At 67.4% G+C, this 17,987-nt stretch carries 22 protein-coding genes; 16 read left to right on the top strand and 6 right to left on the bottom strand.

The window, feature by feature from the left end:
- Nucleotides 1-14: 14 nt before the first annotated feature.
- Nucleotides 15-614 carry a TetR/AcrR family transcriptional regulator gene (locus G6N58_RS18300; protein ID WP_232067921.1) on the bottom strand — a complete coding sequence of 200 codons (600 nt, stop codon included), beginning with the start codon at nucleotides 612-614 and terminating at the stop codon, nucleotides 15-17.
- 113 nt (nucleotides 615-727) lie between these two features.
- Here G6N58_RS18300 and G6N58_RS18295 point away from each other — a divergent pair, with 113 nt between their 5' ends.
- Both G6N58_RS18295 and G6N58_RS18290 read left to right on the top strand, forming a co-directional pair.
- The gene (locus tag G6N58_RS18295) at nucleotides 728-1,183 is read left to right on the top strand and encodes a nuclear transport factor 2 family protein (protein ID WP_115277765.1); all 456 of its coding nucleotides are present in this window, start codon (nucleotides 728-730) and stop codon (nucleotides 1,181-1,183) included.
- Nucleotides 1,180-2,010 carry an NAD(P)H-binding protein gene (locus tag G6N58_RS18290; RefSeq protein ID WP_115277766.1) on the top strand — a complete coding sequence of 277 codons (831 nt, stop codon included), beginning with the start codon at nucleotides 1,180-1,182 and terminating at the stop codon, nucleotides 2,008-2,010. Before G6N58_RS18295 ends, G6N58_RS18290 begins: the two co-directional genes overlap by 4 nt.
- Before the next feature lie 3 nt (nucleotides 2,011-2,013).
- On the opposite strand, the gene G6N58_RS18285 is transcribed toward G6N58_RS18290, so the two are convergent.
- Nucleotides 2,014-2,574, bottom strand: a complete 561-nt coding sequence (locus G6N58_RS18285; protein ID WP_232067920.1) for a TetR/AcrR family transcriptional regulator — start codon at nucleotides 2,572-2,574, stop codon at nucleotides 2,014-2,016.
- 188 nt (nucleotides 2,575-2,762) lie between these two features.
- Here G6N58_RS18285 and G6N58_RS18280 point away from each other — a divergent pair, with 188 nt between their 5' ends.
- Genes G6N58_RS18280 through G6N58_RS18270 form a run of 3 tightly spaced genes read left to right on the top strand, consistent with a single transcriptional unit; the run spans nucleotide 2,763 to nucleotide 5,317 of the window.
- The gene (locus G6N58_RS18280; protein ID WP_115277767.1) at nucleotides 2,763-3,509 is read left to right on the top strand and encodes an SDR family oxidoreductase; all 747 of its coding nucleotides are present in this window, start codon (nucleotides 2,763-2,765) and stop codon (nucleotides 3,507-3,509) included.
- A 31-nt stretch (nucleotides 3,510-3,540) separates the two neighbouring features.
- Entirely contained in the window at nucleotides 3,541-4,287 is a 747-nt protein-coding gene (locus G6N58_RS18275; protein WP_115277768.1) for a 3-oxoacyl-ACP reductase family protein, read from the top strand.
- A gap of 25 nt (nucleotides 4,288-4,312) precedes the next feature.
- On the top strand, nucleotides 4,313-5,317 hold the full coding sequence (locus G6N58_RS18270) for an SMI1/KNR4 family protein (protein WP_115277769.1): 1,005 nt from the start codon (nucleotides 4,313-4,315) through the stop codon (nucleotides 5,315-5,317).
- On the opposite strand, the gene G6N58_RS18265 is transcribed toward G6N58_RS18270, so the two are convergent.
- Nucleotides 5,318-5,719: an ester cyclase gene (locus G6N58_RS18265; protein ID WP_163908240.1), complete on the bottom strand. Its 402-nt coding sequence runs from the start codon at nucleotides 5,717-5,719 to the stop codon at nucleotides 5,318-5,320.
- Nucleotides 5,720-5,819: 100 nt separating this feature from the next.
- Between G6N58_RS18265 and G6N58_RS18260 the strand changes: the two genes are divergently transcribed.
- Both G6N58_RS18260 and G6N58_RS18255 read left to right on the top strand, forming a co-directional pair.
- Nucleotides 5,820-6,203: a TetR/AcrR family transcriptional regulator gene (locus tag G6N58_RS18260; protein WP_115277771.1), complete on the top strand. Its 384-nt coding sequence runs from the start codon at nucleotides 5,820-5,822 to the stop codon at nucleotides 6,201-6,203.
- A complete protein-coding gene (locus G6N58_RS18255) occupies nucleotides 6,193-6,555 on the top strand; it encodes a hypothetical protein (protein ID WP_115277772.1) in 363 nt (120 codons plus the stop codon). The genes G6N58_RS18260 and G6N58_RS18255 overlap by 11 nt, the downstream gene beginning before the upstream one ends.
- A gap of 3 nt (nucleotides 6,556-6,558) precedes the next feature.
- Here G6N58_RS18255 and G6N58_RS18250 read toward each other — a convergent pair whose 3' ends face one another.
- Both G6N58_RS18250 and G6N58_RS18245 read right to left on the bottom strand, forming a co-directional pair.
- Nucleotides 6,559-6,891, bottom strand: coding sequence for a heme-binding protein (locus tag G6N58_RS18250; RefSeq protein ID WP_232067919.1), 333 nt, complete (start codon nucleotides 6,889-6,891; stop codon nucleotides 6,559-6,561).
- Nucleotides 6,892-7,014: 123 nt separating this feature from the next.
- A complete protein-coding gene (locus G6N58_RS18245) occupies nucleotides 7,015-7,503 on the bottom strand; it encodes a MarR family winged helix-turn-helix transcriptional regulator (RefSeq protein WP_197746434.1) in 489 nt (162 codons plus the stop codon).
- Nucleotides 7,504-7,589: 86 nt separating this feature from the next.
- Here G6N58_RS18245 and G6N58_RS18240 point away from each other — a divergent pair, with 86 nt between their 5' ends.
- Both G6N58_RS18240 and G6N58_RS18235 read left to right on the top strand, forming a co-directional pair.
- Entirely contained in the window at nucleotides 7,590-8,105 is a 516-nt protein-coding gene (locus G6N58_RS18240) for a VOC family protein (protein ID WP_115277773.1), read from the top strand.
- Nucleotides 8,106-8,108: 3 nt separating this feature from the next.
- Nucleotides 8,109-8,513 (top strand): DoxX family protein, encoded by a 405-nt coding sequence (locus tag G6N58_RS18235; protein ID WP_115277774.1) that lies wholly within the window; start codon nucleotides 8,109-8,111, stop codon nucleotides 8,511-8,513.
- Here G6N58_RS18235 and G6N58_RS18230 read toward each other — a convergent pair.
- Nucleotides 8,510-9,943, bottom strand: coding sequence for an FAD-binding oxidoreductase (locus G6N58_RS18230; protein ID WP_163908238.1), 1,434 nt, complete (start codon nucleotides 9,941-9,943; stop codon nucleotides 8,510-8,512). The genes G6N58_RS18235 and G6N58_RS18230 overlap by 4 nt on opposite strands.
- Here G6N58_RS18230 and G6N58_RS18225 point away from each other — a divergent pair.
- The 7 genes from G6N58_RS18225 (at nucleotide 9,935) to G6N58_RS18195 (ending at nucleotide 17,864) form a co-directional block, all read left to right on the top strand.
- Nucleotides 9,935-11,050 carry an MFS transporter gene (locus G6N58_RS18225; protein WP_115277775.1) on the top strand — a complete coding sequence of 372 codons (1,116 nt, stop codon included), beginning with the start codon at nucleotides 9,935-9,937 and terminating at the stop codon, nucleotides 11,048-11,050. The two genes, G6N58_RS18230 and G6N58_RS18225, sit on opposite strands and share 9 nt — an antisense overlap.
- Before the next feature lie 48 nt (nucleotides 11,051-11,098).
- Entirely contained in the window at nucleotides 11,099-12,805 is a 1,707-nt protein-coding gene (locus G6N58_RS18220) for a VanW family protein (protein ID WP_115277776.1), read from the top strand.
- Between the two features lie 2 nt (nucleotides 12,806-12,807).
- Nucleotides 12,808-13,494, top strand: coding sequence for a GOLPH3/VPS74 family protein (locus tag G6N58_RS18215; protein WP_115281430.1), 687 nt, complete (start codon nucleotides 12,808-12,810; stop codon nucleotides 13,492-13,494).
- 65 nt (nucleotides 13,495-13,559) lie between these two features.
- Nucleotides 13,560-14,993, top strand: coding sequence for a class II fumarate hydratase (fumC, locus tag G6N58_RS18210; RefSeq protein WP_232067917.1), 1,434 nt, complete (start codon nucleotides 13,560-13,562; stop codon nucleotides 14,991-14,993).
- Nucleotides 14,994-15,002: 9 nt separating this feature from the next.
- Nucleotides 15,003-16,247, top strand: a complete 1,245-nt coding sequence (locus G6N58_RS18205) for a threonine/serine exporter family protein (RefSeq protein ID WP_115277777.1) — start codon at nucleotides 15,003-15,005, stop codon at nucleotides 16,245-16,247.
- Nucleotides 16,248-16,335: 88 nt separating this feature from the next.
- Nucleotides 16,336-17,058 (top strand): flavodoxin family protein, encoded by a 723-nt coding sequence (locus G6N58_RS18200; protein WP_068915977.1) that lies wholly within the window; start codon nucleotides 16,336-16,338, stop codon nucleotides 17,056-17,058.
- Nucleotides 17,059-17,102: 44 nt separating this feature from the next.
- Complete coding sequence (locus G6N58_RS18195) at nucleotides 17,103-17,864, top strand: SDR family NAD(P)-dependent oxidoreductase (protein WP_115277778.1); 762 nt, start codon at nucleotides 17,103-17,105, stop codon at nucleotides 17,862-17,864.
- Nucleotides 17,865-17,987: the final 123 nt, after the last annotated feature.

Below are 17,987 nucleotides of genomic sequence, written 5' to 3'. Positions count from 1 at the left end.
TCCGTGTGCTCAGGTCATGGCAACCCGAGAGCGTGCAGAGCAGTACCGACCACGCGGTCCAGGAAGCCCGGCGTCGTCTCCTGACGCAGGCCGCAGACCCGCCAGAAGACAGGCGCCGCAACCAGATCGAGGACATACTCGATGTCCACGTCGGGCTGCACCTCACCCCGTTCGATGGCGGCCTCGATGATCGTGCGACCGTAGTTGCGCCTGGGCGCGCCCAGTGCCGAGGTGAGCGCCTGGGCCAGCTCCGGGTTGCGTCGCGCCTCGGCGAGCAGGTCGGGAAGAACCCGCGACATCAGGGGGTCACTGATCCAGGCATCAACGCCACTAACGAGATTCACGACGTCGGTGCGGATATCCCCCGTACTCGACGACAGCGCCACCGGCAGGCTGACACGCGTGACCGCGGCCAGCACCATGTCCTGCTTGGCGGGCCACCGCCGGTACAGAGCGGCTTTGCCGGCCTTCGCCCGTCGGGCCACGCCATCCATCGACAGTCTGCCGTAACCGAGGTCGGCCAGCTCGGCCAGTGCCGCGTCCAAGATGGCTGCGGTGACCTCGGCGTCCAGGACGCCGCCAGGCGAGCGGCGCGACACATTCATCTCAGGCATGGGCATCGGCAAGCATACGGCCACCTCGGACCGGTCCTGGACGCTGTGCCATGAACGCGACTATAGTCGATACGGAACCGTTCCGTATCGCGATTGATTCAACGGAGATCACCATGACCACTGAGCACGACATCCGCATGCACACCGACCGGGTGATGGACTCGATGCTGGCCTGCATGCGCAACAACGACATGCGCAGCTTCACTGACCTGTTCGCATCCGACTGCGTCATGGACTTCCCCTTCGCCCCACCCGGATATCCGACCCTGCACAGCCGTGACGACGTATGGGAGTACGTCAAGGACTACAGCTCCGTCCTGCGCATCGACGAGGTCATCGAACACCGTCGCCACCACACCATGGATCCCATGACCGCCATCGTGGAGTTCTCGGCGCGGGGGCAGGCGCTGCGCACCGGCAACAGCTACGTGGTCAACTACATCTCCGTGGTCGAGGTGGGACCGGACGGAATCCGCCGCTACTCCGACTACTGGAATGCGCTGGCCGCAGCCACCGCAATCGGCGGGGTGGAATCCCTGATGAGCGAGTTCGCCGGGCCGGCGAGATGAGTACCGATCGGCCGATCCTGGTGACCGGAGCCACCGGCACCACCGGCAGTCGTGTGGTCAGCGGCCTGCGCCGAGCCGGGGTTGCCGTCCGGGCGGCCAGCAGGACCCCGGCACCGGACCGGGTGGTTTTCGACTGGCAGGACACCGCGTCGCACGCGCGTGTGCTGTCCGGAGTCCGCGCGGTGTATCTCGTCGCTCCTGTGGAGCTCGAACTGGTGACCCCGTTTCTGGAGGTCGCCTCCACCGAGCGGATTCGGCGCGTGGTCCAACTCAGCTCATCGGCAGTGCAGCGGGGCGATCCGGGCCTCGGCGCCATCCACGATCAGATCGCCACGTCGTTCCCCGAGCACACCATCCTGCGCCCGTCCTGGTTCATGCAGAACTTCGTGGGCGAGCATCCGCTGGCCCAGGGCATCCGTCACCGGCGTGAACTGATCACTGCCACCGGCGAGGGCCGGTTGGGCTTCATCGACGCCGACGACATTGCCGCCGTGGCAGTGCAGGCGCTCCTCGCGGGCGAACCCATTGCTCCCGAACTGATACTCACCGGGCCCGAGGCGCTGTCGTACCCGCAGGCCGCGGACCTCATCACCGACGTCAGCGGCACAGCGGTGCACCACGTCGACCTCAGTACCGAGCAGTACCTGCGCCACCTCACCGCTGCGGGTTATCCCCAGGACCTGGCCACGACGCTGGCCGCGCTCGACAACCAGATACGCAACGGCGCACAGAATTTCGTCACCGACACGGTCCTCCACATCACCGGCAGGTCGCCACGCTCACTGCGACGCTTCCTCATCGAGCACCGGGATGCGTTGGCCGCCTGAGCTTCAGCAGGGCGGCCACTGCCGCAGGGCACCGTCGGCCACTGCCTGGAGGGCCTTGCGGCCGACACCACCCGCGGCCTGGACGGCGATGCCGTTGCCCACGGTGAGCAGGTAGCGCGCCAGCAGCCCCGGGTCCGAATCCCGCGGCAGGTCGCCTTCCCTGATGGCCCGCCGAAAGCGGTTCCGCAGGGCCGCCCAGGTCTGCTCGCGACACGCAGTCAGGGTGTCACGAGCGTGCGCGCCCGCGTCGCCCGCCGCCAGCGCCCCCTGCACCGTGAGGCATCCGGCCGGGGTGTTGCTGCGGGTGGTGGTCTGCACCGAACCCGCGAGGAAGGCCTGCGCCACCCCGCGCGCTGTCGGCTGCTCCAGCGCAGCTGCGAAGTATCCTGCCGGACCCTCCAGATAGCGGTGCAGCGCCTTGAGGAAGAGCTCCTCTTTGTTCCCGAAAGCGGCATACATGCTGGTGCGGGTGATGCCCATGGCGTCAGTGAGATCACAGAGCGTGGCCCCGTCATAGCCACGTTCCCAGAACACCACCATGGCGCGCTCCAAGGCTTCGTTCATGTCGAAGCTCCTGGGACGCCCGCGTGGCACGCCGTCCTGCACAGTCATGGGAACGTCATCCTACTCTCGCGCACCGCGCGGTACAGAATTCGCCCTGAGTGAACCACCCCCGGGTTTCTGTACCGATCGATTCACAACTGTTACGGTCCTTTTTGTACCGACCGATACTCAAAGGGTGGAGATCTTCAATGGGAGCATTCGAAGGCAAGACCGCGGTGGTCACCGGCGCCAGCACCGGCATCGGGCTCGCCACCGCACGACGATTCGTCGACGAAGGTGCTCACGTCTTCATCACTGGCCGGCGACGGCCCGAGTTGGAGAACGCCGCGGCCGCACTGGGCCCGTCGGCCACACCGATCGTGGGCGACATCGCCGAGTCTGCTGATCTGGATCGGCTGTACGCCGCAGTCCGGGAGCGTGGGCGCGGGCTCGACGTGCTGTTCGCCAACGCGGGTAACGCCACCTTCGCCCCCTTGGCGCAGGCCACCGAGGACGACTACGAAAGAAACCTCAACGTCAACGTCCGCGGTACATGGCTCACCATCCAGAAAGCGTTGCCGCTGTTCAATACTCGCGCAGCCGTGGTGGTGAACGCTTCGGTGCGGGCCACCGACGGACTGGAGAACTTCGGGCTGTACTCGGCGTCCAAGGCGGCGGTCCGGTCTCTGGCGCAGACCTGGGCCAACGAACTCAAAGACAGCGGCATCCGGGTCAACACCGTGTCACCGGGCGCCATCGACACCCCGGCGCTGGAGCGGATCATCGGCGCGGAAGCGGCGGTTGCTTTCAAAACCGATTCCGCCAAGCAGGTTCCGATCGGCAGACTCGGCACGCCCGAGGAAGTAGCATCCGCAGTGGCTTTCCTGGCCTCCGATGAGGCCAGCTTCATCTACGGCACCAACCTCTACATCGACGGCGGCGAACTCCAGTTCTGACTGCCACCTCTTCAACGACAGGAGTCACACCATGAGCCTTCCCTTGTCCGGCCGCCGCGCCCTCGTCACCGGCGGTTCCCGCGGTATCGGCGCCGCGATCGTCCGGCGGCTGGTCGCCGACGGCGCCGACGTCGCATTCACCTACCAGTCCTCGGCGCAGCGGGCAGACGATCTGGCTGCCGAGCTGTCCCAGCACGGCCCGACCGTCGTTGCGCTGCAGGCAGACAGCGCTGACCCCGAAGCAATCAGGGGCGCTGTCGAGGCTGCCGCAACTGCACTGGGCGGACTCGACATCCTGGTGAACAACGCCGGCGTCGGCGCGTTCGGAACCGTCGACTCCTTCCCGCTCGAGGAGTTCGACCGGCTGGTCGCGGTCAATGTGCGCGGGGTGTTCGTGGCCAGCCAGGCCGCGGTCCCCCACTTCACCACCAACGGCCGGATCATCACCATCGGCAGTGTGAACGGCGACCGGATCCCGGTGGCGGGTCTGGCGGTCTACGCCATGACCAAGTCGGCGGTGGCCGGCCTGACCCGCGGTATGGCTCGCGATCTCGGACCGCGCGGCATCACGGCCAACAACATCGCCGTCGGACCCACCGACACCGACATGAACCCCGACAACGAGGGCGAGCTCGCCCAAGGCAACCGGGCAGCCACCGCCCTCGGGCGGTACGGGCAGCCCGACGAAATTGCCAGCGTCGTCGCGTATCTGGCGCTACCGGAAACGGGATACGTCACCGGCGCCACCTGGACCGTGGACGGCGGGTTCAACGCCTGAGTGACGGCGGTGCAACAATCTCGGCATGCCGTATCTGCTGCCGCTGCCATCGGTTGACGCGTTCTGGCGCGACGACCTCTACCAGCTGCGCACCCGGGTGACGTCGGCCGTCGGTGCTGCGGACATCGCGCAGTGGGAGGCTCAGCACGGAGTGCACCTGCCCGAGCCGTTGGCGGCGCTGTACCGGCAGCGCAACGGCGGCGTCTCCGACTGGCTGAACGCGCTGGTCGAGCCGCGGGGACCGGTGTCGCTGCACGCCTACTTCGGAAATCACTGGTCGCCGCTGGTCGGGGCCGGCACCACGCTCGGCGAGGTGTCCGATGGTATCGACTTCGGCGAGGCCGCCGCGAGCTACCGGCACGCCCTGGGGTCCGACGCCGATCGGCTGTGGGTGGTCGCGAGTTACGGCAGCAGCAAGTACCTGGTGCTGGACTATCGTGGCAGCAGCAGCGAACCCGCGGTCATGCTCGTCGATGACGACGCACTGTTCGCCGGCGACGGATTCCGAGTGGTGGCGCAGAGCTTCCAGGCGTTCCTGGCGGCCTGCCGGCGCGAGATCGCCCACCCACTGCGGGTGTGGTCGGTGGACGGCAGCGCCGTCGCCGATCTCGCCGACCGACTCACCGCACAGCTGTCCGCGGTACCGCAGCCGCCGGCCCGGATGGCCATCGACGGTAGCTGGGAACCGCAGTACGGCCAGGGCCACCTGGGCCTGCCCGATCCCTGTCTCGCCGCCGAGTTCCAGCCCGACTTCGGTGCGGTGCGCCAATTCTCCGGCGGCGGACTCGGTGACGCGACCCTGCGGGTGTACACCAATGGCAGCACCCAGCACACCCGCGCCGAACGCTTCGCCGGGGACAAGGCCGTGCTGGTCAGCCTGATGTTGCCGGTGGTTTCGCCGACGCCGTTGCCACCGGCCGTGGTTTTCGCGATCGAGGAAGCGATCGATGCCGGCGGGACCCCGTGGCGGCGCTGGCTGGACACCGATTCCGCGAAGTTCGTCGCCGAGGACGACCTGCTCTCGCCGTAGTCAGGCCGTGCCGCGGATCTGATCGAGCAGGGCGGCGGTGTCCATGAGATCCCACACTGCGGTGAAGGCGCCGTCGTGGATCCGGTAGACGGTGAACTCGGCCGCGCTTACTGTGCGCCCGGTGGCGGGAACACCGAGGAAGGTTCCGCGATGGGTACCCGTGACTGTGAAATGCAGGGCGATGGTGTCCGCTCCGGTCCACACATGGCGGATGCCCCAACGCCAGTCGGGAAACGCGGTGAACAGCGGCGGAAACTGCTCGGCCACCGCCTCGGGCGGCATCACCACGTCATTGACCGTGATGCCGGGGGCATAAAACTCCATCATGGCATCGACGTCATGAGCGTTGCAGGCGTCTAGATAACGCGTGTAGAGGACTTCGAAGTCATCGTGTTCGGTCATCGCATTCATTCAACACCGGTCGGCAGTCTGCCGCGCGGGCTCAGCCGCGACCCGACTCGAATTTTTTGACCGATCGTTCTTGAACGACTATTCTCAAACCGTGGGGCGACCGAGAGAGTTCGACGAAGACAGCGCCCTCGCCGCTGCGGCGGAGGTGTTCCGACAACAGGGTTACGCCGCGACCTCCATCGATCACCTGGTGCGCGCGACGGGAATCCATCGTGGCAGCTTGTATGGCACGTTCGGCAGCAAGCACGGACTGTTCATGCGGGTGCTCGAGACCGTCACCGCACCGGCGACCGACCCTGAGCGGCGCCTGGACCTCATCCTGGTGGCCCTGCTGGAGCTCGCCCCTTCCGATATCCATGTCCGCCAACGGATCTCGGCCCTCCTCGAGGGGAACGGGATCGATGAACGACAGCTGGGCCTGCGCCTGCTGGCCCGCGGCGGACTCCGACGTGAGAGGACCACCCATGACCAATAATCGTGTCACCGTGACCGACCGCCACCTGGTGATCGAGCCGGTGGGCCTGGACAAGTTCTGGTCCTTCACGCGCCGCCTGCGCTTTCCCCTCGAATCCGTCCGGGGCGCGACGCACGATCCAGGAATGCGGGATGAGCCCAAGGGCTGGCGCGGGCCGGGACTCGGCCTCCCCGGAAAGCTGTCCGGGACCTTTCACCATGGCGGCACCAAGCAGTTCTGGAACATCTCGGGTTACGAACGCGCGGTGGTCATCACCCTCTCACCCGAGGAGCGCTTCGATCGCGTGGTGATCACTGTCGACGATCCGCACGAAACGGTGCGCACCATCAACGGTTCCGCGTACGGACAGTGACGTCTACAGGATATCGACGTCACCGTCGCCGTCGGTGTCACCACATCGGAGACGGATGTCCTGCAACGGTTTACGAATGTTCTTGAGCTCAGCTCCCACCTGGGGATTGGCGGCGAAGTACTCGTCGACCTTGGGCTGCATCGCCTCTGGCGCCTCACCTTGCAGGCTGGTGAAGAAGTCGTTGACGGCCGGGTGGGTGAACAGGTAGGCCGACGTCGCCGCCGACACCCCCGACGCCACACCCGCCAGATCGGCGGTCGAGCAATTCTGTGGCGGTGCGGCCAGGGCGGGTGCGGCCAGCAGCAGCGGCGCCGCGATCACGCCCGCTACGGCCACACGGGTACTGAGCAACACAATCGGCCCCCTCACATGTCGATACCTGCGAGATGCTGAAGTTACACACTCTGCACCGGCGGCCACCTGGAGATCAGCTGTGGGCCACCTGCCAGAACGGTGAGGTCAGCCGTCGTAACGGTGGTAGGTGCTTGTTTTTGCCCCGTCCGGATCGAGGCGGCCCAGGATCGCTTCGCCGATCGCGGCGAGCTGAGTCACCTGCTGCGGCGTCAGCGCGTCGATCACCAGCTCACGCACGAGGGCCGAATGCCCCGGCGCGGCGTCGCGCACCTTGCGCCAACCGGCGGCAGTCAGCCGTGCATTCGTGGCCCGGGCATCCTCGGTACAGGCGAATCGCTCGATGAAGCCGCGGCCCTGCAGACGTGTCACCACATGGGACAACCGCGGGGGTGTCGCGTTGGTGTAGGCAGCCAGGGCACTCATCCGCATGGTGCGCTTGGGAGCCTCCGACAACACCGACAGCACCTGGTACTCGAAGTGCAGCAGCTCGGCATCGGAACGCAGCTGGGAGTCCAGCACACCGGGGAGCAATTCGAGGACCGACGCCAGCCGGACCCATGCCGCCAGCTCGTCCCGGGTCAGTCCTGCATTCACGCCTCCAGTGTGGCATGAGGTTGTAGCTACAACAATATTCTGCTAGATTTCCGATTGTTGTAGCTACAACAATATCGGGAGCTGTCATGTCCGTCTCACCTGTCCGCCTGAACCATGCCGTGCTGTTCGTCGCCGACGTCGACCGCTCGGTCGAGTTCTACACGGAAGTGTTGGGCATGCAGACCGTCAGCCGGGAAACGCAGATGGGCGCGGCCTTTCTGCGCCTACCCCGGTCGGGCAACCATCACGACCTCGGAGTGTTCGAGATTCCGGGAGCGACCACCCCGCCCCGCGGGTCGGTCGGCCTGTACCACCTGGCTTGGCAACTCGACACCGTCGACGAGTTGATCGAGATCCGCCGGATCCTTCGGGATTCCGGCGCCTACACCGGCGAATCGAGCCACGGCGCCACCAAGAGCGTCTACGGAGCCGATCCCGATGGCAACCAGTTCGAAATCATGTGGATGCTGCCACGACACGCCTGGGGAGAATACGAGAGTTCCTCGGTGGTCGAAAGGCTGGACCTGGCAGCGGAATCCGCACGCTGGTCAGGCATCCGCACCGCCGGCGACCTCATCACCCCCTCACCCAAGGAGAACTGACCCATGGCGACCTCCACCAGTCTCGACAACCGCCTGAGCACCTACACCCCCACCGCGCTGGGCGTGTTCCGCATCGTCTTCGGCGTACTGTTCCTCTGCCACGCCGGCGCCCATCTGATCGGCTGGCCGGGTGGCCAGGCCGCCGCCATCGGTCAGTGGCCGTACTTCTACGCCGGCGTGATCGAACTGGTCACCGGCCTCCTCATCACCATCGGGTTGTTCACCCGGATCGCGGCTTTCATCGCCTCCGGCACCATGGCCGTCGCCTTCTTCCTGCAGCACGTACCGTCGGGTGGCATCATCCCGATGAACAACGGGGGCGAAGCCGCGGTGCTGTACTGCTTCGCGTTCCTGTTCCTGGCATTCGCCGGCGCGGGCGCCCTGGCACTCGACAACCGGCGGCGTTAGCGTCCGGCTGAACCGAAGACCTTGCCGGGGTTGAGGATTCCGTGTGGGTCCAGTGCGTGCTTGACGGCTCGATGCATGTCGAGCACCACGGGATCCAGCTCCTTGACCAGGCCGTCCATCTTCAGCAATCCCACGCCGTGCTCACCGGTGACGGTGCCACCCAATTCCAATGCCGCGTCGATGATCTCGGCGAACGCCACCTGCGCCCGCCGGCGGGCATCCTCGTCCCCCTGCGCGGTGATCAGCAGCGGATGCAGGTTGCCGTCCCCGGCATGGGCGACGTTGGCGATGGTGATCCCGTGGCGCGCGCCGATCTTCTCGATCCGCGCGAGCATGTCCGCGACGTGGCGCTTGGGTACACACACGTCCTCGGTGAGCACCGGGCCCAGCCGTTCCATGGCCGGATACGCCAATCTGCGGGCAGCGAACAGCGCTTCGGCCTCCTCCTGATCGGTCGACACCGCCGACCACGAGGCGCCGGCGGAGTCGAAGCACCGGCGCATCAGATGAGCCTCCTGCTCGCCAGCTGGATCGGCGGTGTCTACACGCCCCAGCAGCACCGCGTTGGCGTCCACCGCCAGACCCATCTTCTTCCACGCATCGACGGCCAGCAGACACTGCCGGTCCACCAGTTCCAGCGCCGACGGCGTCAGACCCGCGGCCGCGACGTTCTCCACCGCGCGACCGGCGTCGACCACCGAGTCGAAGTAACCGGCAACCGTGCGCTGGGGACCCTGCGCCGGGCGCAGCTTCACCGTCACCTCGGTGATGATGCCCAGGGTTCCCTCTGAGCCCACCATCAGTGCCGCCAGGCTGTAGCCGGCCACCCCCTTTGCGGTGGTGCGCCCGAGGCGCACGATGTCCCCGGAACCGGTGACCACCTGCATACCCATCACGTAATCGGCTGTGACGCCGTACTTCACGCAACACAGGCCGCCGGCATTGGTGGCGACATTGCCCCCGATGGTCGACCACGGCGAGCTGGCCGGATCCGGCGGGTACCACAGGCCCTTCTCCGCGGCCGCCGCACGCAGATGGTCGTTGACCACGCCGGGCTGCACCACCGCGCAGCGCTCGAGTTCGTCGATACGCAGGATCGCGTCCATCGCCTCGAGCGAGACCACCACACACCCGTCGACGGCGTTGGCGCCACCGGAGAGCCCGGTACCCGCACCCCGTGTCACCACCGGTACGCCCGCATCCAGACAGATCAACACCACCTGTTGGACGTCCTCGGCGGACCGGGCACGCACCACCGCCGCCGGTGGCACGTGCGGCGCCCACTCGGCCTCGTCGTGGGCATAGGTCGCGGTGACGTCCGGATCGATGATCAACCGGTCAGCCGGCAGGCGCTGCCGCAGCGCCTCGACGAGAGTGGACACCCCGTCGACGGTAGCCCCCTCGGTAGGCTGGCAGGCCTGATGGCCCATTCCGCAGCGCTCGTGACGGCCGGTACTGCGCTCATCGCCTCGTGCTACGGCCTGGCCCGCTTCACCTACGGGCTCTTCTCCCCCGACTTCGCCGCAGAATTCGCGCTGAGCCCGGCAATGTCCGGTGTGCTCGGCTCCGGCAGTTACGTGGGCTACTGCGTGGCGATCGTCGTCGCAACCGTCCTGACGCCGCGCTGGGGCGCCCGCCGGGTAGCCGTGCTGGCCGGTGCCACCGCCACGGTGGGGATCGCCACCGTCGCCGCCTCGTCGTCGGCAGCGATGCTGGCAGTCGGGATCCTGGTGGCCGGTTCCAGCACCGGTATCGCCTCACCCCCGATGGCGGCGGCCGTCGCTCGGTGGATCTCGCAGCGTCGCAGGGACCAGGCCCAGACCCTGGTCAATGCCGGTACCGGGATCGGGGTATTGCTCTCCGGACCGATCGCGCTGGCCCTGCGATCCGACTGGCGGTCGGCCTGGGCCATTTTTGCCGTGCTCAGCGCCCTGGTGACGGTGGCGGTCTGGCGTTACGTCCCGGCGGGCGTCCATGCCCCCGAGGGACACCGCTCGCCGGGGAACTGGCCGCCCGGCAGTGTGCGTTTGCTCGTCTGTTCGGCGGCACTCGGCCTGGCCAGCATCGCCGTATGGACGCTGGGGCGCCAGGTGATCAGCGAACAGGGCGGGACGCCGCTGGTGTCGGCGCTGGTGTGGACGGTGCTCGGCGGCGCCGGGCTGGTCGGTGCGGTGTCCGGTCCACTGGTGGGCCGCCTGGGTATCGCACGCGCCTGGCAACTCGGCATGGTGGTCATGGGTGCAGCCACCACCGCTTTCGCGGTGTTCGCCCAGCTACCGGTGGTCACCGTCGCGGCGGCCTTCGCGTTCGGCGCGGCCTACATCGCCCTGACCGGTGTGTTGCTGGTCTGGGCCACCCGGCTGTTTCCCGAGCGGGTCGCCTTCGGCGTCGGGAGCGCGTTCCTGGTGGTGGCAGCAGGGCAGGCCGCAGGTTCGACACTGGCCGGATCTGGCGTCCAAATGCTCTCTATCACAACAGTTTTCATCATATGCACGGCAATTGCCCTGGCGGGCGCCGCCGTGGGCCACCGTCTGTAGGATTTGCTCATGGGAATACCGGCCTGACGATGCGTGGTTGACAGATCGATGTCCGAGGAACAGAGCGACGGCGCACGGCGGCGGCTGCGTCGGCGACTCCTGGGCGCCGGCATTCCGCTGGTCGCGCTGGCGTCGCTGTATGTCGCTGACCTGGTGGTGACCTCGGCCAAGGTGCCCCGGGGAGTCACCGCGGCCGGCGTGACGCTGGGCGGGCTGACACCGAGCGAAGCCGAGCAACGCCTGCGTGAGGAGATCTCCCCCCGCCAAAGCCGGCCGATTCCGGTGACCCTGGGATCGGTGGAGGCGACCATCGACCCCGGTCTGACAGGGCTCGCAGCGGACCCGGGTGCCACCGTCGAGCAGGCCGGCGGACAACCGCTGAACCCGATCACCCGCGTCATGTCGTTCTTCGTACAGACACCCGTGGAGCTGGTGAGCTCGGTGGACGAGCAGGCGCTCACCGCGTCACTCGACGAGATCGGGGCGGCCGTCGCCGAGGATCCGGTGGAAGGCTCGATCGTGTTCGTCGACGGTGAGCCGGTGGCCTCGGACCCGCAGTCGGGTCAGCGCCTGGACGTCACCGCCGCAACAGCCACCATCCTGGACAATTGGGCCACCGGCGAGACCCTGGATCTGCCGATCGTCGAACTCCCCGCGCGCACCGCCGCCGAGGATGTGGCGGGGGCACTGGACGACATCGCCACGCCTGCGGTGTCGGGACCTGTCACCGTCCGCGGCGAGAACGGAGTCGACGGTGTGCTGACGCCGGACGACATCGCAGCGGCGCTGAGCTTCCGCCCCGGGCAGGGCCGGTTGGTGCCCGAACTCGACACACCCAGGATCATCGACGTCCTGCGCCCGCAACTGGCGGCGTCCGAGATACCCGGGCGCAACGCCGATATCGACTTCGCGGCCACCCCGCCGATGAAAGTGCCTGCGCAGGATGGCCGCCGGGTCGACTTCGCGGCCACCCTCGATGACCTGCCCGCCGTGCTGCGCGACACCGATGACCGCGACATCACCGCCGTCTACCTCGACGACGAGCCCACCTTCACCCTCGAGCAGCTCGACGCGCTGGGACCGGTGGAGGTCATCGGCGAGTTCCAGACCGGCGGTTTCGCCAGCGACTCGGGCCGTAACATCCGCCGCGCCGCCCAACAGATCAACGGCCTCGTGGTCCGGCCGGGTGAGACCTTCAGCCTCAACGCCGCTACCAATCCGCGTAACGCCGCGGCCGGCTACGTCGAAGCGGGCGTCATCGAAAATGGCAGGCCCGCACGGGGTGTCGGCGGCGGGGTATCGCAGGTGGCCACCACATTGTTCAATGCTGCCTACTTCGCCGGCATGGAGGACGTCGAGCATCACGAGCACAGTTACTACATCAGCCGCTACCCGGCGGGCCGTGAGGCAACCGTGTTCGAAGACGTGCTGGACGTCAAATTCCGCAACGACGGCCCCACCTCCGTGCAGATCCAGACCGAATGGACACCGAGCAGCATCACGGTGCGGCTGCTGGGCATCAAGCGGTACGACGTGACGTCCTCGCAGAGCGCGCGCAGCCGACCCACCGAACCGCAGACCGTCACCATCCCCGCGGGTGAGGCCTGCAGCGCCAGCGGCGGCGCGCCGGGATTCACCATCACAGACACCCGCACCCTGCGCGACATCGCCACCGGACAGACCCGCACCGAGTCCCACACCGTCGTCTACGATCCGATCCCCCGGGTGGTCTGCGGCGTCGGAGATGCGGCGTGAGCATGCAGGACGCTGACATTCCGACACCCACCCTGGCCGAGGATCTGCTGCTGGTGTTGTTCCAGCCCGACTCCGGCACCATCGCCGGGGAGACCACGCTGTTCTATCCTCTGGCCGGTGCCGTGCTCTCCGATCTGGCTCTGCAGCAGAAGGTGACCACGAGCTCGCGGTCCGGTGCGGTGATGGTGAAACCTGTTGAGGGTCAACCACCGTCGGATGACATCTTCGCCTCCACGTGGGACTACATCAGCACGAAACCGCGCTCGGTGCAGACGGTGTTGGCCGCGATCGGCCCGACCCTGCGCGGGCCGCTGCTGGCACGCCTGGTCGCCCGAGGTGACCTGCGGGCGGAGAAGACGAAAACGCTGGGCCTGTTCACCTCCACCGCACTGCGACTCGGTGACAACGGCCGCCGCGCGGCCGTTCTCGCCCGCGTCCGTGACGCCCTGGTCGATGGCGCCGATCCGAGCCCCCGTACCGCCGCACTGGCCGCGCTGCTGTGGAAGAGCGGATCACTTCCCCAGTTGCACCGCGAGATCCCCTGGACGTCGGCGGTGATCAGCCGCGCGCAGGAACTGGAGCGCGGACAGTGGGGCGCCACGGCGGCCGGCGAAGCGGTGGCCCGCACCCTGGCTGCGATCGTGGCCAACAGTGTCATCGTCACGACGGCAGTGACCCCGCCGAACTGAGTTCCCGGCGGCGGGTGCCGGCTCGTGTGATGATGCACGCCTGTGACACCACTGGGAAGGTGATGATGGCCGAATACCACATGTCGGACGTGCCCATCGGCATCGACGCCGACGGTACCCGCACCGAATCGGACTCCATGGGCGAGATCGACGTTGCCGCCGACCGGTACTGGGGTGCGCAGACGCAGCGCTCGCTGATCCACTTCTCCATCGGCACCGACCGGATGCCCAAAGAGGTCTACCACGCCTACGGCTACGTGAAAAAGGCTGCCGCACAGGTCAATGCCCGCGCCGGTCGACTACCGCAGTGGAAAGCCGACGCCATCGCCAGGGTGTGCGACGAGGTGATCGCCGGCGACCTCGACGACCACTTCCCGCTGTACGTCTTCCAGACCGGCTCCGGCACCCAGTCGAACATGAACGTCAACGAGGTCATCAGCAACCGGGCCATTCAGCTGCTCGGCGGAGTGCTCGGATCCAAGGCACCGATCCACCCCAACGATGACGTCAACATGGGGCAGTCGTCCAACGACACCTTCCCCACCGCCATGCACATCGCCGCCGTACTCGAGATCCAGGGTCGACTGCTGCCCAGTGCGCGCGCCCTGCACCAGTCGCTGACCGACACCGGGCAGCGATGGAACGATCTGGTGAAGATCGGCAGAACACATCTCGAAGACGCGGTCCCGCTGACCGTCGGTCAGGAATGGTCCGGCTGGGCGGCGCAACTGGACACCGCGCTCACCCGGGTCGAGGCCGCACAGAACGAGCTCTACCGCCTGGCCGCCGGCGGCACCGCGGTGGGCACCGGGCTGAACGCGCCGCACGATTTCGGCACCGAGGTGGCTGCGGAGATCGCCGCACTCACCAGCAGACCATTCGTCACCGCCCCCAACAAGTTCGAGGCCCTGGGCGGCCTCGACGGCATCGTCGCCGCGGGCGCAGCACTGCGTGGCCTGGCCGTGACCCTGATGAAGGTCGCCAACGACATCCGGTGGCTGGCGTCGGGACCGCGGGCCGGGTTGGCCGAACTCACACTGCCCGCCAACGAACCGGGCAGCTCGATCATGCCCGGCAAGGTCAACCCGACCCAGTGTGAAGCGATGGTCATGGTGTGCATCCAGGTGCTCGGTGACGACGCCGCGATCGGGATGGCGGGATCGCAGGGCAATTTCCAGCTCAATGCGATGCGGCCGATCATCATCAACAACTTCCTGCATTCAGCGCGCATCCTGGGCGACTCGTGCGAGAAGTTCCGCCGGTACTGCATCGACGGGATCGACGTCAACCAAGCGCAGATCACCGACTACGTGAACCGCTCCCTGATGCTGGTGACGGCACTGTCGCCGGTGATCGGGTACGACAACGCGTCGGCGATTGCACACGACGCCGATCGCACGGGACGTACGCTGCGCGAATCCGCACTCGCCTCGGGTCTTGTCAGTGCCGAGGAGTTCGACCGCATCGTGGTCCCGTCACAGATGGTGGGGCCGTTCTAGGGAGGCACGATGGGCAGCCCCGACCACGACGCCGTGCTGCAGGCGGCGACCCTGCTGCAGAACAACGGGCAGTCCACCGGCATGACGCTGGCGGCGGTCAACCGCCTCAACCGCGGCCTCGACACCCACGCCGTGCTGATCCCCTCCTGGTCGTCGCTGCTGCTCAGTGATGACAGCACCCGCACCGCACGGTGGGCCCCGGTATCGCCCACCGGGGTCAACATCAGACGGGTTGCGGCTGCGATGCGGGTGGTCGACGCCGCGCAGGACGGGCCGCTGGATCGGACCACCGTGCGCGCCGAGCTCGACCGGGCCGCGCAGTTGCCGGCCTCGCATGCCGCGGTGTTCACACTGGCCTGCGCCACCGGGGCCGGTGCGCTGGCGGTGATCTTCGGCGCCGACCATCCCGCCGTCGTCCTGTTGGCCGCGCTCAGCGGTGCAGTCGGTGGGGCGCTGCGACGCACAATCGGCCGGTGGGGCGCCGGCCCCCTGCCGCAGGTACTGCTGGCGGCGACGGTGGCCGGACTGATCGGCGCCGCCGCACTGCGCGCCGACCTCGGGCCGAGCGCTGCGCTGGTGGTGTTGTGCCCCGTGCTGATCCTGGTGCCCGGCCCGCATCTGCTCAACGGGGCGCTCGACCTGCTGGCGTTGCGGGTGACGCTCGGGTTGTCGCGGCTGGGTTACGCCTCGGTGTTGGTGGCCGCCATCGGAGCCGGGCTGATGCTCGGCTTGCAGGCCGGCGGCGAAACGCTGCCCATGGTGAGCTCGGTGGGCCGGACCCCGTTGCTCGGCGACGTCCTGGCTGCAGGCGTGGCGGCCGCGTCGTACTCGGTGTACTTCTCCATGCCGTACCGCTTGATCGCCTGGCCCGTTGCTGCAGGCATGCTGGCCCATGCTGCGCACTGGTGGGCGCTGTCCGGCTGGGGCAGTGGCCCGGCGACGGCCGCACTGATCGCGTGCCTGATCGTCGGGGTGCTGTTGGTGCCGGTGTCACACCTGGTGCGGATACCGTTTGCCGGCATCGGCTTTGCTTCGGTGGTGTCGCTGATCCCCGGCTCCTACGCGCTGCACATGCTGGGCGGGCTGGTCGCTCTTCCCGGGGATCCGTCGCCGTCCCTGCTGGCAGCGACGGTGGCCAACGGTGTGGTCGCGACGTCGGTGGTTGCTGCGATGGCCGTCGGCCTGGCGATACCGATGCACGTGCGCGACGTCGTGGAGCAGCGGCGCCAGGAAGGGTCGGGCTTTCGCTTGTAGTAAACAACGTTGACTATCAAGGTGTTTGTCAAATAGTTTTGCTGCGCCCGAATGTGGCCTGCGCCGCAACCACTTCCGAAGGAGTTGCATGACCACCCCGCCCGTTGCCCCTGATTTCACCGGCCTGAAGGCCATGTTCATCAACTGCACACTCAAACGCTCACCGGAAACCAGCAACACCCAGGGCCTGGTGGACCGCAGTGTGGCCCTGATGCGCAAGAACGGCGTCGAGGTCGATCAGATCCGCGCAGTGGACCATGACATCGCCATCGGCGTGCGACCCGACATGACCGAGTACGGCTGGGCCACCGACGAATGGCCGGCGCTGCTGCAGCGGGTGCTGGCCGCCGACATCCTGGTGCTGGCCGGCCCGGTGTGGCTGGGCGACAACAGTTCGGTGATGCGCCAGGTGATCGAGCGCCTGTACGGGTACTCCGGTGTGCTCAACGACAACGGCCAGTACGCGTACTACGGCCGGGCCGGCGGCTGTCTGCTGACCGGCAACGAGGACGGCGTCAAGCACTGCGCCATGAGCATCCTGTTCAGCCTGCAGCACATCGGCTACACGGTGCCGCCGCAGGCCGACGCCGGCTGGATGGGTGAAGCAGGCCCGGGCCCGTCCTACCTGGACGAGGGTTCCGGGGGCCCGGAGAACGACTTCGTCAACCGCAACACCACCTTTCTCACCTACAACCTGATGCACATGGCCAAGCTGCTCAAGGACGCCGGCGGCTTCCCGGCATACGGCAACCAACGCTCCGAATGGGACGCCGGCTGCGATTTCGGTTACGAGAACCCCGAATACCGTTAGTGTTGGGCTGATTTCAACACCCCCGGCCCGGAGGTTGGTGCGTCATGACCGATCCACTCTTCGACGTCACCGACCGCGTGGTCCTGGTCACCGGCGGCAGTCGGGGCCTGGGCGCCGCGATGAGCACCGCGTTGGCGCAGCGCGGCGCCCGGGTGGTGGTGGCCAGCCGCAAACTCGCCGCGTGCGAGGAGCTGGCCGCCAGGATCACCGCGGCCGGCGGACAGGCACACCCGCTGGCGTGCCATGTCGGCGACTGGGAGTCGCTCGAGGGCGTTGTCGACGCCGCCGAAGCGGTATGGGGACGACTGGACGGGTTGGTGAACAACGCGGGCATGAGCCCGGTTGCACCGTCGCTGCTGGAGACCACCGAGACGCTGTTCGACAAGATCGTCGGCGTCAATCTCAAAGGGCCCACCCGCCTCACCGCGCTGGCCGCCACCGCCATGGCCCGCACCGGCGGCGGCTCCATCGTCAACATCAGCTCGGTGGCCTCGGTCAGGCCGACGCCACTCACCACGACGTACTCCGCGGCGAAGGCCGGCCTGAACGCGCTGACTGCGGCGACGGCGATGGAGTACGCGAACGTCGGCGTCCGCGTCAACGGGATCGTGTGTGGGGTGTTCGACACCGACGCCACAGCGGGTTTCGTCCGTAATCCTGACCTGCTGGCCAGCGTGGTCCGACCCGTCGCGTTGCAGCGGGTGGGGCGGCCCGACGAGATCGTCGGTGCGGTGCTGTATCTGCTGTCCGAGGCGTCGAGTTACACGACCGGGTCGTTGATGACCGTCGACGGTGGACGGGGTTGAGCGCTTCAGCCACCACGTGTTTGACGCGCAGACATCCTAACTGTACCGTACAGACCATTAATTGTACTGCATGATACAGTAGCGGTGCGGCGACCACCGCGTGTGCGCGCGCCACCACAGTCC

Source organism: Mycolicibacterium tokaiense (assembly GCF_010725885.1).
Lineage (GTDB): Bacteria > Actinomycetota > Actinomycetes > Mycobacteriales > Mycobacteriaceae > Mycobacterium > Mycobacterium tokaiense.
Note: the sequence above shows the minus strand (reverse complement) of the source record. Positions and strands in the feature narration are given on the sequence as shown.

Excerpts from the sequence above, each read along its gene's own strand:
- G6N58_RS18300 (WP_232067921.1), bottom strand. The coding sequence starts at position 614 with ATGCCTGAGATGAATGTGTCGCGCCGCTCGCCTGGCGGCGTCCTGGAC.
- G6N58_RS18295 (WP_115277765.1), top strand. The coding sequence starts at position 728 with ATGACCACTGAGCACGACATCCGCATGCACACCGACCGGGTGATGGAC.
- G6N58_RS18290 (WP_115277766.1), top strand. The coding sequence starts at position 1,180 with ATGAGTACCGATCGGCCGATCCTGGTGACCGGAGCCACCGGCACCACC.
- G6N58_RS18285 (WP_232067920.1), bottom strand. The coding sequence starts at position 2,574 with ATGAACGAAGCCTTGGAGCGCGCCATGGTGGTGTTCTGGGAACGTGGC.
- G6N58_RS18280 (WP_115277767.1), top strand. The coding sequence starts at position 2,763 with ATGGGAGCATTCGAAGGCAAGACCGCGGTGGTCACCGGCGCCAGCACC.
- G6N58_RS18275 (WP_115277768.1), top strand. The coding sequence starts at position 3,541 with ATGAGCCTTCCCTTGTCCGGCCGCCGCGCCCTCGTCACCGGCGGTTCC.
- G6N58_RS18270 (WP_115277769.1), top strand. The coding sequence starts at position 4,313 with ATGCCGTATCTGCTGCCGCTGCCATCGGTTGACGCGTTCTGGCGCGAC.
- G6N58_RS18265 (WP_163908240.1), bottom strand. The coding sequence starts at position 5,719 with ATGACCGAACACGATGACTTCGAAGTCCTCTACACGCGTTATCTAGAC.
- G6N58_RS18255 (WP_115277772.1), top strand. The coding sequence starts at position 6,193 with ATGACCAATAATCGTGTCACCGTGACCGACCGCCACCTGGTGATCGAG.
- G6N58_RS18240 (WP_115277773.1), top strand. The coding sequence starts at position 7,590 with ATGTCCGTCTCACCTGTCCGCCTGAACCATGCCGTGCTGTTCGTCGCC.
- G6N58_RS18235 (WP_115277774.1), top strand. The coding sequence starts at position 8,109 with ATGGCGACCTCCACCAGTCTCGACAACCGCCTGAGCACCTACACCCCC.
- G6N58_RS18225 (WP_115277775.1), top strand. The coding sequence starts at position 9,935 with ATGGCCCATTCCGCAGCGCTCGTGACGGCCGGTACTGCGCTCATCGCC.
- G6N58_RS18230 (WP_163908238.1), bottom strand. The coding sequence starts at position 9,943 with ATGGGCCATCAGGCCTGCCAGCCTACCGAGGGGGCTACCGTCGACGGG.
- G6N58_RS18220 (WP_115277776.1), top strand. The coding sequence starts at position 11,099 with ATGTCCGAGGAACAGAGCGACGGCGCACGGCGGCGGCTGCGTCGGCGA.
- G6N58_RS18215 (WP_115281430.1), top strand. The coding sequence starts at position 12,808 with ATGCAGGACGCTGACATTCCGACACCCACCCTGGCCGAGGATCTGCTG.
- fumC (WP_232067917.1), top strand. The coding sequence starts at position 13,560 with ATGGCCGAATACCACATGTCGGACGTGCCCATCGGCATCGACGCCGAC.
- G6N58_RS18205 (WP_115277777.1), top strand. The coding sequence starts at position 15,003 with ATGGGCAGCCCCGACCACGACGCCGTGCTGCAGGCGGCGACCCTGCTG.
- G6N58_RS18200 (WP_068915977.1), top strand. The coding sequence starts at position 16,336 with ATGACCACCCCGCCCGTTGCCCCTGATTTCACCGGCCTGAAGGCCATG.
- G6N58_RS18195 (WP_115277778.1), top strand. The coding sequence starts at position 17,103 with ATGACCGATCCACTCTTCGACGTCACCGACCGCGTGGTCCTGGTCACC.